This window comes from Halopseudomonas pelagia CL-AP6 (genome assembly GCF_000410875.1).
Taxonomy (GTDB): domain Bacteria; phylum Pseudomonadota; class Gammaproteobacteria; order Pseudomonadales; family Pseudomonadaceae; genus Halopseudomonas; species Halopseudomonas pelagia.
Genome location: NZ_AROI01000003.1, coordinates 214979 through 230403, shown reverse-complemented (window position 1 = coordinate 230403; position 15425 = coordinate 214979). Strand labels below are relative to the sequence as shown.

The following is a 15425-nucleotide window of genomic DNA, read 5'->3' as shown; positions in this document are numbered from 1 at the left end:
ATGCATCAGGTTGCAGCAATACAGATGATCAGCAGTACCGACGTGCAGGCCAATTTGACACGCGCCGCTGAGCTAATAGCCGAGGCCGCCGCGCAAGGTGCGCGGGTGTTGCTATTGCCTGAATGTTTTGCGGTGTTCGGTACTGCCGATCTGACCCGCGTGGCCGAGGAGGAAATCAGCGGCGCCAAGCCGATCCAGCGATTTTTGGCCGAACAAGCCAGGCACCACGCCGTGTGGTTGATTGGTGGCAGTATTCCGCTGCCACGCGAGCCCGGCAAGAAGGCCATGGCTGCCTGTCTGGTGTTTGATGAGCAGGGCCGGGAAGTGGCGCGCTACGAGAAGCTGCATTTGTTCGACGTGGAAGTTGCCGATAATCAGAGCAGCTATCAAGAGTCCCGCGATTACGATTATGGTGATCAGGTGGTCTGTATCGATACGCCGGTCGGTCGGGTGGGACTGAGCATCTGTTATGATCTGCGCTTCGCCGAGCTGTATCTGGCACTGAGCCGTGCTGGCGCCGAGCTGATCGTGGTGCCCTCGGCCTTTACCGCCGTCACTGGCGCCGCGCATTGGGACGTGCTGTTACGGGCGCGGGCCATCGAAACCCAGTGTTACATACTGGCGGCCAATCAGGGGGGGCTTCACCCAGGTGGCCGTGAGACCTTTGGCCACAGTTGCCTGATCGACCCCTGGGGCGTGATTCAGCAGGTCATCGCCAAAGGTGAGGGCGTAGTTTGCGGCGCTCTGGACCTGGACTATCTCAAGTCTGTGCGCGGGCGTATGCCGGTGGCGCAGCATCGTCGTTTTGCCGCTGCGGATACTATTGTCCCAGCTGCCAAGGAGTCTGAACACCATGAGTAATCTACTCGCTCAAGTTGAACATCGTCTGCTGTTGCCGGCTGAACTCACGCCGGACTCTATCGCCAAGGTACTGGGGCAGATCGTGTCGGCACCGGGTGTGGACGCTGCTGATCTGTACTTTCAGCATCAGATCAGTGAATCCTGGGTATTAGAGGACGGCATCGTCAAGGACGGCAGTTTTAATGTCGATCAGGGTGTGGGTGTGCGTGCCCAGTCCGGCGAGAAGACCGGTTTCGCCTACAGCAACGATATCCGCATGCCGGCCCTGAGCCAGGCCGTCGGTGCTGCACGTTCTATTGCCCGTGCCGGCCAGACGGGTAGTGTACAGGCGTGGAAGCGCGGTAATAGTGAACCATTGTACCTGGCGGATAACCCGCTGGATGTAATGCCTCAGGCCGACAAAGTGACTTTTTTGCAGCGTCTGGACGCCTACACGCGCAGCCTGGACCCACGCATTACGCAAGTGAGCGTCAGTCTTGGCGGCGTACATGACACCGTGCTGGTGGCTGCCAGTGATGGCACCTGGGCGGGTGATATTCGCCCGCTGATCAGGCTTAATGTCAGCGTGATCATCGAACATAACGGTCGTCGTGAAAGGGGCAGTTTTGGTGGCGGTGGCCGCACCGACTACCGCTTCTTTGAGGCCGAAGACCGCGCTCTGGGCTATGCCCGTGAAGCGGTACGCCAGGCCGTGGTCAATCTCGATGCGGTTCCCGCACCGGCAGGCAGTATGCCGGTGGTTATGGGCCCGGGCTGGTCTGGTGTGCTCCTGCATGAGGCCGTAGGCCACGGCCTGGAAGGCGACTTCAACCGCAAGGGCAGCTCAGCCTACAGCGGCAGGGTCGGTGAAAAAGTTGCCTCAAGCCTGTGCACCATTGTTGATGACGGTACCCTGCCGGGGCGTCGGGGTTCACTGAGCATGGACGATGAGGGCAACCAGACCAACTGCACCACCCTGATCGAGAACGGCATTCTCAAGGGCTATATGCAGGACAAATTGAACGCCCGGTTGATGGGCGTGGCCGCGACCGGCAATGGCCGGCGCGAGTCTTATGCACACTTGCCAATGCCACGCATGACCAACACCTACATGCTCGCCGGCGAAAGCGATCCGGAAGACATCATCAGGTCGGTCAAGAAAGGCCTCTATTGCGCCAATCTGGGCGGCGGACAGGTGGACATCACCAGCGGCAAGTTCGTGTTCTCCACCAGCGAAGCCTACCTGATTGAAGACGGCAAGATCACCGCGCCGGTTAAAGGCGCCACCTTGATCGGTAATGGTCCGGAGGTCATGAACCGCGTCTCGATGGTCGGCGATGACCTCAAACTTGATACTGGCGTGGGTACCTGTGGCAAAGACGGTCAGTCACTGCCCGTAGGCGTGGGTCAGCCAACGCTGAAAATCGATCAGATAACCGTTGGTGGCACAGGCTGACCTCAGCTAGCGCTCCTCAAAGCGTCCGGCCAGTCGATTTTTGCGTACGCCGTCGGCAGGGAAAACCCGCCCGCTCATCGCAATGTAAACACCGGGCTGGCAGGTATTCAGTGCGCCAATGGCCAGGCCCAGGTTAAACAGGGCATCAGAATCTCGGAAGCGAGCGGGCTGCATGGCGCCGGTCAGTACGATGACTTTACCGTCGATATCCGCCAGGCCTGCGGCGGTAACGGTCATGGTGTCGGTGCCGTGGGTAATCAGAATATGCTCATGCGGGCAGGCTTTGATCTTGTCGTGGATCAGCGTGCGATCAACGTCGTCGAGCTCCAGGCTGTCCTTTTTCATCAGCGATTCGACCGCATAATCAAAGCCGACACGCGCCTGCTCAAGCAGTTCGGTCGCGACCGGGTCACCGATCTGATACTCACTCAGGGCATCGAAATACACCTTGTCCAGGGTGCCGCCCGTGCTGAAAATCTGTATAAACATGGCTAACTCCAAGGTTTTAGATCACTAGTATGCCTGCGCACAACACGGAACACAGCACCCCAGCCCCCAGTACCGAAAAAAGCTGGTGGGTTTACATGGTGCGTGCCGCTAACGGCCACGTGTATACCGGGATCAGTACCGACCCACAGCGCCGTTTGGTACAACATCAGCGGGGCAAGGGCGCGCGCTTCTTTAACCGCAGCCCTGCCATAGCCCTGGTGTGGCAGGCGAGGTGTGTGGACCATTCCGATGCGCTGCGTCAAGAGCGGGCGATCAAGGCGCTGGCGAAGGTGACCAAGGAACGACTGATCAGTCAATTCAATGCCGAACTATCAACGTCCGCGAGCGGCTGTGCAGCACCCGACGCAGGCGCTAAGCTGGAGCCACTTTGACAGGAGAACACCCAATGACCGATTTGATTCTGCATCATTATCCGCAATCCCCATTTGCCGAGAAAGCCCGTTTGATGCTCGGTTACAAGGGGTTGGCCTGGCACTCCGTGATGATCCCGGCAGTGATGCCCAAGCCTGATCTAACGGCGCTGACGGGTGGGTACCGGCGTACGCCGGTGCTGCAAGTGGGTGCGGATATTTTTTGTGATACCGCCCTGATCGCCCGGCGTCTTGAGCGTGAGAAGGCCACGCCAGCGCTGTTTCCAGAAGGTAAGGAAGCCGCCGCTGCCGGCCTGGCGCAGTTCGCCGATCAGGTGTTGTTTCAGCACGCCGTGGCTATCAACTTCCAGCCCAAGGGCCTTGCCGCACGCTTTGCAGGTGCGCCTGAAGCTATGGTTCAGGGCTTTATGGCCGACCGCAAGGCGCTGTTTTCCGGCGGCTCTGCTAGCCGGCTGGATTCTGCTGTGGCCTTGTCCCAGTGGCCGGCGCTGATTGGCCGGCTGGAAACCCAGCTCGATCGCGATGGCGAGTTCCTGTTGGGCGATACACCCAGCGTGGCCGACTTCGCGTATTATCATCCGCTGTGGTTCGTCGCCAATAACGCCGCTGTGGCGGACGCTCTGGAAGGCTACCCCGCCGTCAAGGCGTGGATGACTCGGGTCGCCGACTTTGGTCATGGCTCCTTCACCGCACTGGACGCCGCCGCTGCCATCAGCATAGCCCGTGACGCCACCCCGGAAAGCCTGCCGGCTACCGGCTTCGTCAGTCCTGGCGGATTTGCCATCGGCCAGCAAGTCAACGTCAGTGCGGTTGATTACGGTACCGATGAGGTTGCAGGCAAGCTGGTATTCGAGGATGCGGAAGAAGTCGTGATCGCGCGCGAAGATGAGCGTGCCGGGTTGGTGCAGGTACATTTCCCGCGGTTCGGATTCAAAATCAGCGCTGCCTAACGCACCAGGGTAATATCGCCCCCCATTTGCATGGCAGGTGGGGGGCTTTTTTTGCCTGGGTTTCTGGCAGAGGCTTAGCCTCAATGGTTAATCCAGCGGGAAACTGACGGCGAGTCTGGTAATGGCTTAAAATCGGCGCGCGGGTGAGGTGGGGGGAAGATGTTCAATCCTATATCAGGGGTGTTGTGATTCGTATTTCAGATCAGGTCAAGGACTTATGCGTGGGGCCCAGCGGCGCCTTGCGCGTAACATTTTTGTGCCTAACGTTATTACTGAATAGCCCCCTTTTTGCCGCCGATCCGCCGCCACTGACAGACGCTGCCCGTTCGACTACGGCACCTGCCGGTGTCAACGCTCAGCAGCTGTGCGCGGCACCAGTGCTCGCGTTTCAAGAGAGGCTGGCCGAGGCTATGCTGGAGCGCGTGGTGACGCCCGGTCATCAGCAGAGCTTCCTCAAGCAAGTGCAAAGCTGCCGGAGGGTTTACCAATTGGAAGTTGAGCGATTGGAGGCTGATTTCGCCGCGTTGCCGAACAGCTCCGTCTGCCATGCCGCACTGCGTGAACTGCCCGAAGGTCTGGATGTATTCAATGCAATCGAAAAGCGCGCGCGGGCGTTGCGGCTGGACTCCCAGGAGAACCGAGACGCGGCGGGCGCTTTTTTTCGCTTAACCAGCCCTGGATTGGTACGCGCAGTCAACGGCCTGTATCTGCTGCGTCACGGCGTGTGCATGGAGGAGGTATATGCGCCTTTTGCTACAGTCCTGACAGATCCCGAAATAAGTCGCGCGCTCATCTACCTCGAATAACCGGGTCTCCAGTGCGTTTGGCTGGCGGGACGTGAGAAGATAAGAGACTTTGATTTCCCAGCTTCCAGGAGGCACCGTGGATCCCATCATCACTGTTAGCGGATTGACCAAAACCTATGCGTCGGGTTTTCAGGCGCTAAAGGGCGTTGATCTATGCATCCGGCGTGGCGAGATATTAGCGCTGCTGGGTCCCAATGGCGCGGGGAAAACCACGCTGATCAGCATTATCTGCGGCATCGTCAACGCCAGCGCCGGCCAGGTATTGGTCAATGGTCACGACATTGTGCGCGACTACCGTGCGGCACGTAAAACCATCGGCCTGGTGCCCCAGGAACTGACCAATAACATGTTCGATACGGTATGGGCGACCATGCGTCTGAGCAGTGGTTTGTTCGGCAAGAAACGCGATGATGCGCATCTTGAGAAGGTCCTGCGGGATCTGTCGCTGTGGGACAAGCGCAATGAGAAGATCATGGGCCTGTCTGGTGGCATGAAACGCCGGGTGTTGATTGCTAAAGCGTTATCCCATGAGCCGGACGTACTCTTTCTCGACGAGCCTACTGCCGGGGTCGACGTGGAACTGCGCCGCGACATGTGGGAGATGGTACGGCGCCTCAGGGCCAGTGGCGTCACTATTATCCTCACCACCCATTACATCGAAGAGGCTGAGGAAATGGCTGATCGGATTGGGATAATCCGTCAGGGCGAGATCATTCTGATCGACGACAAGGCCGCGCTGATGCGCAAACTGGGTACCAAGCAGTTGAGCATTCATCTGCAACAGCCGTTGCTGGCTATCCCGGCTTCCCTGGGGGGATTTCCTTTGAGTCTGGCCGATGAAGGCTACCAACTGATCTATACCTTCGACGCGCTCAAGGAGCAGACGGGGATCGCCGGGCTGCTGCGCGCCCTGGCGCAGGAGGGGATCGACTTCAAGGACCTGCATTCCAGCCAGAGTTCGCTGGAGGATATCTTTGTCGAACTGGTCAATGACCGTGGTGGGGCAGCCGCCGCCACGCCTTCAGTACAGGTGGCGTCATGAATTTTTATGGTATTTGGGCGATCTACAGCTTCGAACTGGCGCGTCTGCGCCGCACCATGTTGCAGAGCATTGCGTCGCCGGTGATTTCTACATCTTTGTACTTCGTGGTCTTTGGTGCAGCCATCGGCTCGCGCATGGCTGAAATAGACGGGGTCAGCTATGGGGCCTTTATCATTCCCGGGTTGATCATGTTGATGTTACTTAACGAGAGTATCTCCAATGCCTCGTTCGGCATTTACATGCCCAAGTTCACCGGGACCATTTACGAGGTGCTGTCAGCGCCGGTATCGCCAGCTGAGATCGTGATTGGCTACGTCGGCGCGGCCGCGACCAAATCGGTGATTCTCGGGTTGCTGATCCTGTTGACCGCGCGGCTGTTCGTGCCGTACGAGATCCAGCACCCGATCTGGATGCTTGGCTTCCTGGTGTTGACCGCGATTACCTTCAGCCTGTTCGGTTTTATTATTGGTATCTGGGCAGACGGCTTCGAGAAACTGCAGATTATTCCGCTGATGATCGTCACGCCGCTGGCGTTTCTGGGCGGCAGTTTTTATTCCATTACCATGCTGCCGCCGTTCTGGCAGACGGTTACCTTGTTTAACCCGGTGGTCTATCTTATCAGCGGCTTTCGCTGGAGTTTTTACGGGGTGGCCGATGTGCATATCGGCGTCAGTGTCGGGATGACACTGGTGTTTCTGCTGATCTGTCTGAGCCTGGTATGGCTGGTGTTCAAGACCGGCTACAGGCTCAAACCCTGAGCGTTTATGGTCTCAGTAGGCGGGCTTGCATATTGGCATACGTCCTGCGCTGAAGATGCTATAAACGTAACTTTTTAGTGGTCCATTAATTGCGGGCGATACCAATAGCAGATGCCCTTGCCAGGCAGTCGCGGAATAAGAGGTTGGTGATGGTGAAGCACGCTTTTCTAGCTCTGTTGTTGGGCTGCCTGTTGGTTCCTCTCGCTCAGGCAGACACAACAGCTCAGCAGCGCGCTGACTGGGCTGCGCTGTTCGAGCGCTATGCTGCGCAGGGGACCATCGTGGTGGCTGATCAGCGCCGGGGCTCGGGTCAGCTCTGGGTAGTCGATCCTGAGCGCGCTGCGCGGCGTTATTCACCGGCATCAACCTTCAAAATAGCGCACGCGTTGATCGCGTTGGACGCGGGCTTGATCCGTGATGAGTTTCATCTGTTCCCCTGGGACCGTGTGGAGCGCAGTTTTACCGCGCACAACCGGGACCAGGATCTGCGCTCGTCGATGCGTCACTCTGCGGTCTGGGTGTATGAACAGTTTGCCGCCAAGCTGGGCGAGGGCCAGGCGCGTAGCTATCTTGAGCGTATCGATTACGGTAACGCCGATCCCAGTGTCGACGAGGGTGCCTACTGGATCGACGGTGCTCTGGCGATTTCCGCTTATGAACAGATTGTCTTCTTACAGCAGCTTTATCGGAATCAGTTGCCGTTCGAGGTCGAGGACCAGCGTCTGGTCAAGGACGTCATGATCAATCAAGCCGGCCACGATTGGATCCTGCGCGCCAAGACCGGCTGGGAAGGACGGCATGGCTGGTGGGTGGGTTGGGTCGAATGGCCCACCGGACCGGTGTTCTTCGCGCTGAATATCGACACCCCCAACCGCCTGGATGACCTGTACAAGCGAGAGGCCATTACCCGTGAGATATTGGTCTCGATACAAGCCTTGCCTGGAGAGGTGAATGACTGAGACGCCGATGGCCCCCAAACGCGAGATCTTTGGTTGGGCTATGTTCGATTTCGCCAATCAGGGCTATACACTGCTGATAATTACCGTGATCTACGGTGATCTATTTACCCGGGTTATCGTCGGCGATGCGCCGGATTATCGCTTGGGCAATCTGCTCTGGAGTCTGGCACTGGCGGTCAGCTACTTGCTGGTGGTGGTGGCCAATCCATTGTGCGGCGCGATCATGGATTACACCGGCAGCCGCAAACGCTTTCTGTTTGCCAGCTATCTGCTTACGGTCATTACCACTGCGCTGTTATATGTCATTGAGCCGGGTTGGCTGACCCTCGCCGTGCTGCTGATCATCCTGTCGAATTTTGCCTATTCGATAGGCGAGGGCTTTATCGCCAGCTTTCTGCCGGATCTGGGGCCGCGCAAGGCGCTTGGCTGGATTTCCGGGCTGGGCTGGGGGTTGGGCTATATTGGTGGCCTGGTGGCAGCGATCTTCGCCTTGCTGTTTCTCGGTGAAGTATCCGCGGATAATTACGATACCGTGCGCTGGGTCGGCCCCTTTGCCGCGGCGTTCTTTCTGGTTGCCGCGATTCCGACCTTCACCTGGTTGCAGGAGCGCGGTAAGCCACACCCGGCGCCCACCGGCGAAAATCTGCTGCGCATTGGCGTGCGCCGCGTGCTAACGACCTGGCGCGAGGTCCAATATTTCCGCGATCTGCGCTACCTGTTGATATCGGTGTTCTTCGCTATGGCTGGTGTCTATATCATCATCGCCTTCTCTTTCATCTACGGTGCACAGGTGATCGGCTGGGATGAGGATGTGCGGGTCTACATGTTCATTATCGTGCAGGTTACTGCGGCCCTGGGCGCGGTCGGTTTTGGCTGGTTACAGAGTCATATTGGTGCCCGCACGACCTATCTGATTACATTGGCGCTCTGGTTGGTGGCGATCATGGCCATCTGGCAGACACCGACGCTCACCGTGCTGATCGCTAACTGGTTCGGCGTTAGCTGGGAGGCGCAGTATGTGTTCCTGATTGCCGGGGTGTTGGCGGGGGCCAGTCTGGGCTCGTCACAGTCGGCGACCCGCGCTCTGGTCGGCGTGCTCACGCCCAAGGGCAAGGCGGCAGAGTTCTTCGGTCTATGGGGCATGGCTTCGAAACTGGCAGCGGTGTTCGGCATTTTCGGCCTGGGCATCATTCAGTGGGGCTTCGGTCTGGCTGATGCCATCGTGTTTTGCCTGCTGCTGTTTGTGCTGGCGATCCTGTGCGTATTGCCAATGCGCGAAGCCCGGGGCGCATTGGCGGCAGAGCAGTGGCAGGACGAGGCAGCCTGAGCGGAACTTGCGAGCTTAGCGGTTTCCAGCGGCATCGGTGTTTTCGGCCAGTGCATTGATCAGCTGGTCGATGGCTGCGCCTAGCACCTCGATCGGATTACCCTCGGTCTCAGGCAAAATAATCACTTGGCTGCCGCCAGCCGCAATGGCTGCGCCGAGTGCCACGTCGGGCTCGCGATCAAGCACCACCCCAACCACATCGTAGCTACTTAATTCAGCGCTGAGTTCAGCCAGTTGCTCTGAGGTCCAGCTGCCGTCTTCGGGTGTTGCAACCTGCACTACGTCCATATTCAGACCGCTGAGCAGATAGGCCGCGTCCGTGGTCAGGCTGACGACGGTAATGTTATCCAACTGCGCTAATCGGCTTTCGCTTTCCGCACTCAGCTGCAGCAGACGACGTTTGAGCGTCGCCAGGTTACTGTCGATCTGCGACTGATCTGCCGGTACCAGGCGGGATAGGTCGGCGGCCATGACATCGGCCATGCGCCCGAGATTATTGATGCTTAGCCAGGGCTGGCTGGCGAGCTGATCGGTGACTTCAGGTTGCAGTGCGATGCCCGGCAGGGCTCCGTCCACGGGGCGAGCAGCGTCAATCTCGACAATGCGGATATTGCTGCGCCGCGCCAGCGGATACAGCGGATCTTCCGCCCAGAGTGAGCGCAGGGTAATAACGGCATCCGCTTCACCGGCCGCGGCGTCCAGACTCTTTGCGCCGCGGCCGGAAAAATACGAGGGTTGGCGGCTGGCTGGCAGACTGTCTGGTGCCGCACGTACTAGTTCGACGCCACTACCCTCTAGCAATATAGACCCCAAACCGTAGGTTACCGGCAGAGTGGCGAGGACTTTGATCTCGATAGCGTCATTCGCCGCCACAGGGGCGCAGAGCGCGACACTGGCGAGCATAGCGAGAGCCGTACGATATAAAGTGCACTTGTTCATCCAATATTACCTTTAAGACTGGGCAGCGTACCGCGGGCGATAGCCGCGAAAGCGAAAATGATGCCGGCGGTGATGATAATGGCCGCTCCGGACGGAATCGGCAGATCCAGCGCTATGGGCAGGTAAATACCGGTTAGTGTGCTGAAGGTAGCGATCAGCACGGACAGCCAGAAAAAGCCTTTGAGGGATTGGCTCAACAACCGGGCAGCGGCGGCCGGGATCACCAACAACGCGCCGACCAGAATCGCGCCAATGACCTTGACCGCCGCAACCGTCACCAGTGACACCAGAATGACGAACAGGTAATCCAGCACACGCACGCGAATGCCCCGCACACTGGCCAGTTGGGGGTTGAAACTAGCGAGCATGATCTGGTTGTACAGCGGCAAAGCCAAGCCCACCACCAGCAACGAAACTGCGGCGAGCACGGCCAGGTCCTGGCCATTGACCGTTAACACCGAACCGAACAGCACGTTTTCGAGAATATGAATATTGATGCGTCCGGCTAGAACCAACAGCAAGCTGGCACCCACGGCCAGGGACACTGACAGAAACACGCCAATCAGAGTGTCCGGGGCCAGCCCGGTACGATTGCGTAAATAGTTGAGCAGAATACCGAACAACAGGCAGTAGCCAAATAAACTGCCGTACGGGCTGGTATAGGGTTCGCCGAGCAGGATGCCGATAGCCACACCGGTGAGCGCGGCATGACCCACCGCCTCGGAAAAGAAGGCAAAACGTTTGACCACCACCAGCGTGCCCAGGCCGCCCAGTACGGGGCCGATCAACAGGCCGGCGAGCAGCGCGTTGACAATGAAACCGTAGGCGAGGGCTTCGGGCAAATACCCCGCGCTGCTCCAGGCCTGGATCATCTGACGCACAGCGTCGAAACTCATGGTTGAGCCTCCGCAGAGCGCGCCGGATGGCTGGAAAACAACCTGAGCACGCAGTCAGGGTTGAGCAATTGTTGCGGGTCACCGTCGAACAGCACGCTGCGGCTCAAGCCGGTGACGCGGTCGGCCAGGCGGCTGACGGCCTGCAGGTCATGCTCCACCCAGAGCACGGTGGTGCCCGCGCGGCGCCAGTCGGCCAATAACTGTTCAAACACTTGAACGCCAGGCTCATCCAGTGCTGACATGGGTTCGTCGAGCACCAGCAATTGCGCTTCAGGTACCAGGCCCTGGGCCAGCAGCACCCGCTGGCGCTCGCCGCCGGACAGCGCACCCATGCGGCGCTTGCGTTTATCGAGCAAGCCCACGCGGCTCAGGGCCTGATCGATAGCGGCTTTACGCTTGACCGACAGACCCATAAAGGCGGGCTTGCGTTGACACATGGCGGCCATGAAATCGTCCACGGTCATCGGCAGGCCGCGGTCAAATTCCATGGCCTGGGGCACATAGCCAATGATGCTGGGGTTGGCCGGCCAGTGCAGGCTGAGCTCACCCCGGTGCGGCATCTGGCCCAGTAGCGTCTTGATCAGCGAGCTCTTGCCGCCGCCGTTGGGCCCGACCAGGGCATGAATGCTGCCGGCGGCGACCTGAAAGCTGACCTGTTCGAGAATGCGCGTGCGTCCGAGGTTAAGGTCTACTGCATTAAAGTGGATAGCCGGGCCGCACATAGCGGAGGGCGTGGCGCTGACGGGCAGGGGCGCGCGCGCGGTCATGGATTATTGTCCTGGATGGCACGTACCACGGTGTCCAGGTTTCTGGCCATTTCCTCCTCGTACTTCCCGGTCTCGTATTCACCATAAGAAATATGCGTGAGCGCGTAGAGCTTGACGCCGGACTCGCGCTGAATGGTGTCGACATAGCTTGAGGGAAAGTCCATTTCCGAAAAAATCACCTGTACGTTCAGGTCAGCCAGTTGATCGATGGTCTTTTTCAACTGGCTGGGACTCGGTTCTATGCCATGGGCCGGCTCGACTACCGCAGTGACCTCCAGGCCGAACTCACGCAACAGGTAGTCGTAGGCGCCGTGAATGGTGGCCACACGCAATTCGGCACCCGGGCTCTGACTGAGCTTGGTCAGCGCCTCGGCGCGCAAGGTACGCAGCTGTTTGCCGTAGGCGCGGGCGTTCTGGCTGTAAGCTTTGGCATTGGCCGGGTCGAGTTTGCCCAGCTCGCGGGCAATGGTGTTGATCTGGGTAATGGAGGCGCTGATTGACAGGAAGGTATGCGGGTTGACCACCTTGCCGGCACCACGGGCTGCCATGCCGGTGGCCGAGAGCAAGGGCACATTGGCGTTGGCTTCGATCAGCGCAATCTTTGGTTTTTCGCTGGCGGCGATCATGCGGTCGGCAAAGTCGTCGTGACCTACGCCGTTGAGTACGATCACGTCGAGCTCACCAATGCGCTTAATATCCTCGGCGCGCGGCTCGTAAGCGTGCGGATTGAAGCCGGCCGGAATCAGCGGTATTACCTCGGCCAGATCGCCGACAATATGGCTGACGAAACTGTAATAGGGGTGCAGCGTTATCCCTATTCTCAATCGTTGTTCATCGGCAGCCTGGGCGAAAGAGGAGAGGCTGCTGGTGCCCAGTACGACGAATATGCAGATTAGCAGCCGACGTAAGGTTAGCGAAAAAGGCATGATAGGGGTGTCCAGGTCAGTGGCGATGCTGGCGAGTGACGCCAGCATCGAAATGGGCGACGACTTGCCGCCAGCCGGCGGCGATCAGTTGGTCGGTCGTTAGCGTGGTGGGCAGGTTGATGTCGCTGTCGCGGGTCAGCCAGATTTCTGCTTCGCTGGCCTGCGGCCAGAGTAGAAACGTCCCGGCGATGTCATGCGCCCGGCTTTGGCCCAGATAGAAAATCTCGGAGCCGAGTTGCAGGCGATGCCATTGGTGACCGCCGCGGTTGCTGGCGCTGGCATCATCGATAAACGGAGGGAAGCCCTCTGTAGCCATTTCCGCTGGGCTGGGTAGCTGACCTTGCTCTGTCAGATACCACTGCATTTCCTCAAAGGCGACACCCAGGTCGGTATGCACGCCCTGTTCGGCTGCGGTCAGATCCATCCGCGCATCGAGTTGATAACTGGCAATATCACGCTCGATATCGGCCTTGGCATGCGAGAGCACCACGCCGCTGGCCCCAAGCAGAATCAACAGGCATAGCAGTAATACCCACAGCGTTTCATGCCCGGCGCCGGCGGGGCGTATAACCTGAGCGGTCATAGGCCGGAGATATCCGTGTGGTCGACTTCGACCACGTGACCGGGGCCGGCGTCGAACAGAATGTAGAACTCGCCGTCCGGCCGCTTGAAGCTGAACCGCGAGTCATCTTCGAGCTTGCCGGGTATCAATACTTCTTCGTCGTAGCTGATCACATCCAGAGTCACCCCGGGTGCGCCGCTGCCATCAGAGAATCCGCCGGTGCAGACGATCTCATCCCCGGTGCCGGGCTCGCACTGGCAGATTGGATTGTGTGCCAGCGCCCAGGGTGACAAGGCCATGCCGAGCAGCATGATCAATCGTTGTGCAGATGTTTTCATCGGGTTGGGTTTCCTTGTTTTTCGAGCCAGGCCAGGGTTGATGGCGATGCTGTAGCCAGGGCAACTGGGGCCTGATGAACGCTGCCGTCCCAACCCTCCATGGTGATCCACAGTTGCGCATCGGGTTGGGTGTTGGCGGCTATGGGTAGATTGGTGCCCATGCGGTAAGGGCTGCCAAAGAACAGCGCGCCAGCCGCGCGCAGACTGCGCGGTTTGCCGACCCGCAGGTAGGTCGCTTTGACCTGATTTATGCAGCTCTGGCACAGGGCTGCGTTGAACACCTTCATGTAGCCGGAAGGGCCTTCAAGATGCGGGGGTTGGGCGCGGAACTCCGCCAGGCGCACACTCCAGGGCCCTACCTGGACCTCACCAATTTCCCGTTCCCCCAGTCCACGCTCGCCACGGAACAGGGCGACGTCCTGAAAGTATTTGGGCATGAAGCCCAGCGGTATCAGCACCAGCAGTATGTTGATATGAAACCGCCACCGGCGCCAAAAGCCGCCCAGCGTCGAGGGCTGAGAAGAGGGAAGGGCTTTGCTCATGACGGGTTCACCGGTGTTTGTTCAAGTCGGGATGCGGTCGTTCGGGCCGGTTTGCGCTTATGGATTAGGGCGCTAGTGGCCTTGGCGGTACGTTTGCTCCAGATCAGCAGGCCACTGAGCACCATCATGCTGAGGATCAGGCCAAATACGAACCAGATAAGCTTGACCCACAGACCGCCAAAGTCACCGGTATGCAAAGGCCGCATGGACTCGGTCACAAATTCCAAGCCACTGCGATCACTGAGTAGGCGCACGGCGTCTACCTCGCCGTTGTAGGGATTGATCTCTACCGACTGGAACATCAAGGGGTAATTACCGCGCCCACTGATGGAAATGTGTCCGTAGGCATAGCTTGGCAGCGCGACCGAACTGACATCCAGGCCGGGAATGCGCTCGCTGGCGATAGCCACGGCCTGATCTAGACCAATGCGTGGCACGGCATCGGCAGACGCAGCCAGGGGCACCACATCGCGCGCAATGACCGGGGGCACGCCCTCGGTGGAGATGGAAATTTGATTGTCGAACAGCACTGCTTGCACCAGAAACCAGGTGCCTGTCACCGAAATAACGGCAATAAACCAGATCGACCAGATGCCGGAGAGGCGATGAAAATCGCCCCAGAAAATCCGCGAGCCTTGATTAAAACGTAGTTTGGGTTTGAGAAAACCTTTCCAGAAGCGTTTGTACACCACCAGGCCGGTGACCAACGAGACCAGCATCGGCAGCCCCATGAAGGAAACCAGATACCAGCCCCAGCTGAACCCATTGGTAAATGGCACCAGCCACCAGCCATGCAGGGCGCGGGTAAATTGGCGGAAGTCGAACTGAGGGCTCACGCCCTGAATAGCGCCCGTGTAGGGGTTGACGTACAGCGTTGGCGAGCTACCGTCCGGGTAGGTAACCTGGACGTTCAAGGCAAAGTGCCCTTCATCCGGACGTCTGATTGAACGCACCATGACCTCGGGCGCGGACTGGTCTATGGCTTCGATGATCTGCCCGTGGGTGAGACGCTGGGCCTCGTCAGAGGGTTTGTTGGCACGCACATCCGGATTGGCCAGCCAAATGATCTCCTGGCTGACCGTGGCCAGCGTGCCGGTCACACAGATGATCAGCAGAAAGAACCAGACCGGTAATGCCAGCCAGCTGTGAACGAGAAACCAGGTGCGAGCCTGAGACTTCTTAGCCATGGTGTTGTTAGCCAAATGTTGTAGATCGAAATAGAGTGCTGAATGACATGGGCTGGCTGACCTGAGGGTCGCGCATCGGGCCGTCAGGGCGGCGTTAAGCTACGTGCATCCAAATCTTAATAATAAGGATTATCATTCTATGTATAGGGGTGCGCTGAATCAAGGGGAAACATCAAAAGCGTGGTGCTGGGTACATGCGGATGCAGGGAAAGGGCGGGGGTCGTTACCTGCGCTTGCTCGGCATTTTTT

18 protein-coding genes are annotated in these 15425 nt (G+C 58.8%); 9 read left to right on the top strand and 9 right to left on the bottom strand.

Annotated elements, in window-relative coordinates; genetic code table 11:
* Both K787_RS0102415 and tldD read left to right on the top strand, forming a co-directional pair.
* Positions 1-861 carry a carbon-nitrogen hydrolase family protein gene (locus K787_RS0102415; RefSeq protein WP_022961194.1) on the top strand — a complete coding sequence of 287 codons (861 nt, stop codon included), beginning with the start codon at positions 1-3 and terminating at the stop codon, positions 859-861.
* Complete coding sequence (tldD, locus tag K787_RS0102410; protein ID WP_022961193.1) at positions 854-2296, top strand: metalloprotease TldD; 1443 nt, start codon at positions 854-856, stop codon at positions 2294-2296. The genes K787_RS0102415 and tldD overlap by 8 nt, the downstream gene beginning before the upstream one ends.
* 6 nt (positions 2297-2302) lie before the next feature.
* Here the strand turns inward: tldD and K787_RS0102405 are convergent, their stop codons facing one another.
* Entirely contained in the window at positions 2303-2785 is a 483-nt protein-coding gene (locus K787_RS0102405) for an asparaginase domain-containing protein (RefSeq protein ID WP_022961192.1), read from the bottom strand.
* Between the two features lie 29 nt (positions 2786-2814).
* On the opposite strand from K787_RS0102405, the gene K787_RS21925 reads away from it, so the two are divergent.
* The 7 genes from K787_RS21925 to K787_RS0102370 all read left to right on the top strand — a co-directional run bounded on the left by K787_RS21925 (position 2815) and on the right by K787_RS0102370 (position 9019).
* The gene (locus tag K787_RS21925) at positions 2815-3177 is read left to right on the top strand and encodes a GIY-YIG nuclease family protein (RefSeq protein ID WP_022961191.1); all 363 of its coding nucleotides are present in this window, start codon (positions 2815-2817) and stop codon (positions 3175-3177) included.
* 14 nt (positions 3178-3191) lie between these two features.
* Positions 3192-4127 carry a glutathione S-transferase family protein gene (locus tag K787_RS0102395; RefSeq protein ID WP_022961190.1) on the top strand — a complete coding sequence of 312 codons (936 nt, stop codon included), beginning with the start codon at positions 3192-3194 and terminating at the stop codon, positions 4125-4127.
* 185 nt (positions 4128-4312) lie between these two features.
* A complete protein-coding gene (locus K787_RS0102390) occupies positions 4313-4933 on the top strand; it encodes a hypothetical protein (protein ID WP_152486770.1) in 621 nt (206 codons plus the stop codon).
* Positions 4934-5009: 76 nt separating this feature from the next.
* On the top strand, positions 5010-5975 hold the full coding sequence (locus tag K787_RS21920) for an ABC transporter ATP-binding protein (protein ID WP_022961188.1): 966 nt from the start codon (positions 5010-5012) through the stop codon (positions 5973-5975).
* Positions 5972-6733, top strand: coding sequence for an ABC transporter permease (locus K787_RS0102380; protein WP_022961187.1), 762 nt, complete (start codon positions 5972-5974; stop codon positions 6731-6733). Before K787_RS21920 ends, K787_RS0102380 begins: the two co-directional genes overlap by 4 nt.
* A 149-nt stretch (positions 6734-6882) precedes the next feature.
* On the top strand, positions 6883-7692 hold the full coding sequence (gene blaOXA / locus K787_RS0102375) for a class D beta-lactamase (protein WP_022961186.1): 810 nt from the start codon (positions 6883-6885) through the stop codon (positions 7690-7692).
* Positions 7685-9019, top strand: coding sequence for an MFS transporter (locus K787_RS0102370; protein WP_022961185.1), 1335 nt, complete (start codon positions 7685-7687; stop codon positions 9017-9019). The genes blaOXA and K787_RS0102370 overlap by 8 nt, the downstream gene beginning before the upstream one ends.
* Before the next feature lie 15 nt (positions 9020-9034).
* Here K787_RS0102370 and K787_RS0102365 read toward each other — a convergent pair whose 3' ends face one another.
* The 8 genes from K787_RS0102365 to K787_RS0102330 are packed head-to-tail and all read right to left on the bottom strand — an operon-like array spanning position 9035 to position 15176.
* Positions 9035-9958: a metal ABC transporter solute-binding protein, Zn/Mn family gene (locus K787_RS0102365; protein WP_022961184.1), complete on the bottom strand. Its 924-nt coding sequence runs from the start codon at positions 9956-9958 to the stop codon at positions 9035-9037.
* Positions 9955-10854 (bottom strand): metal ABC transporter permease, encoded by a 900-nt coding sequence (locus K787_RS0102360; protein WP_022961183.1) that lies wholly within the window; start codon positions 10852-10854, stop codon positions 9955-9957. The genes K787_RS0102365 and K787_RS0102360 overlap by 4 nt, the downstream gene beginning before the upstream one ends.
* Positions 10851-11621, bottom strand: coding sequence for a metal ABC transporter ATP-binding protein (locus K787_RS0102355; protein WP_022961182.1), 771 nt, complete (start codon positions 11619-11621; stop codon positions 10851-10853). The genes K787_RS0102360 and K787_RS0102355 overlap by 4 nt, the downstream gene beginning before the upstream one ends.
* Positions 11618-12547, bottom strand: a complete 930-nt coding sequence (locus K787_RS0102350) for a metal ABC transporter solute-binding protein, Zn/Mn family (protein WP_028614511.1) — start codon at positions 12545-12547, stop codon at positions 11618-11620. Before K787_RS0102350 ends, K787_RS0102355 begins: the two co-directional genes overlap by 4 nt.
* Positions 12548-12563: 16 nt before the next feature.
* On the bottom strand, positions 12564-13130 hold the full coding sequence (locus tag K787_RS0102345) for a DUF6162 family protein (RefSeq protein WP_022961180.1): 567 nt from the start codon (positions 13128-13130) through the stop codon (positions 12564-12566).
* On the bottom strand, positions 13127-13447 hold the full coding sequence (locus K787_RS0102340) for a hypothetical protein (protein WP_022961179.1): 321 nt from the start codon (positions 13445-13447) through the stop codon (positions 13127-13129). The genes K787_RS0102345 and K787_RS0102340 overlap by 4 nt, the downstream gene beginning before the upstream one ends.
* Positions 13444-13989, bottom strand: a complete 546-nt coding sequence (locus K787_RS0102335; protein ID WP_022961178.1) for a PA2404 family protein — start codon at positions 13987-13989, stop codon at positions 13444-13446. Before K787_RS0102335 ends, K787_RS0102340 begins: the two co-directional genes overlap by 4 nt.
* Positions 13986-15176 (bottom strand): PepSY-associated TM helix domain-containing protein, encoded by a 1191-nt coding sequence (locus tag K787_RS0102330; RefSeq protein ID WP_022961177.1) that lies wholly within the window; start codon positions 15174-15176, stop codon positions 13986-13988. The genes K787_RS0102335 and K787_RS0102330 overlap by 4 nt, the downstream gene beginning before the upstream one ends.
* Positions 15177-15425: the final 249 nt, after the last annotated feature.

Coding starts and splice junctions, on each gene's coding strand:
- blaOXA (WP_022961186.1), top strand. CDS start 6,883: ATGGTGAAGCACGCTTTTCTAGCTCTGTTGTTGGGCTGCCTGTTGGTT.
- K787_RS0102350 (WP_028614511.1), bottom strand. CDS start 12,547: ATGCCTTTTTCGCTAACCTTACGTCGGCTGCTAATCTGCATATTCGTC.
- K787_RS0102380 (WP_022961187.1), top strand. CDS start 5,972: ATGAATTTTTATGGTATTTGGGCGATCTACAGCTTCGAACTGGCGCGT.
- K787_RS0102355 (WP_022961182.1), bottom strand. CDS start 11,621: ATGACCGCGCGCGCGCCCCTGCCCGTCAGCGCCACGCCCTCCGCTATG.
- K787_RS0102345 (WP_022961180.1), bottom strand. CDS start 13,130: ATGACCGCTCAGGTTATACGCCCCGCCGGCGCCGGGCATGAAACGCTG.
- K787_RS21925 (WP_022961191.1), top strand. CDS start 2,815: ATGCCTGCGCACAACACGGAACACAGCACCCCAGCCCCCAGTACCGAA.
- K787_RS0102405 (WP_022961192.1), bottom strand. CDS start 2,785: ATGTTTATACAGATTTTCAGCACGGGCGGCACCCTGGACAAGGTGTAT.
- K787_RS0102415 (WP_022961194.1), top strand. CDS start 1: ATGCATCAGGTTGCAGCAATACAGATGATCAGCAGTACCGACGTGCAG.
- tldD (WP_022961193.1), top strand. CDS start 854: ATGAGTAATCTACTCGCTCAAGTTGAACATCGTCTGCTGTTGCCGGCT.
- K787_RS0102340 (WP_022961179.1), bottom strand. CDS start 13,447: ATGAAAACATCTGCACAACGATTGATCATGCTGCTCGGCATGGCCTTG.
- K787_RS0102395 (WP_022961190.1), top strand. CDS start 3,192: ATGACCGATTTGATTCTGCATCATTATCCGCAATCCCCATTTGCCGAG.
- K787_RS0102365 (WP_022961184.1), bottom strand. CDS start 9,958: ATGAACAAGTGCACTTTATATCGTACGGCTCTCGCTATGCTCGCCAGT.
- K787_RS0102335 (WP_022961178.1), bottom strand. CDS start 13,989: ATGAGCAAAGCCCTTCCCTCTTCTCAGCCCTCGACGCTGGGCGGCTTT.
- K787_RS0102330 (WP_022961177.1), bottom strand. CDS start 15,176: ATGGCTAAGAAGTCTCAGGCTCGCACCTGGTTTCTCGTTCACAGCTGG.
- K787_RS0102360 (WP_022961183.1), bottom strand. CDS start 10,854: ATGAGTTTCGACGCTGTGCGTCAGATGATCCAGGCCTGGAGCAGCGCG.
- K787_RS0102370 (WP_022961185.1), top strand. CDS start 7,685: ATGACTGAGACGCCGATGGCCCCCAAACGCGAGATCTTTGGTTGGGCT.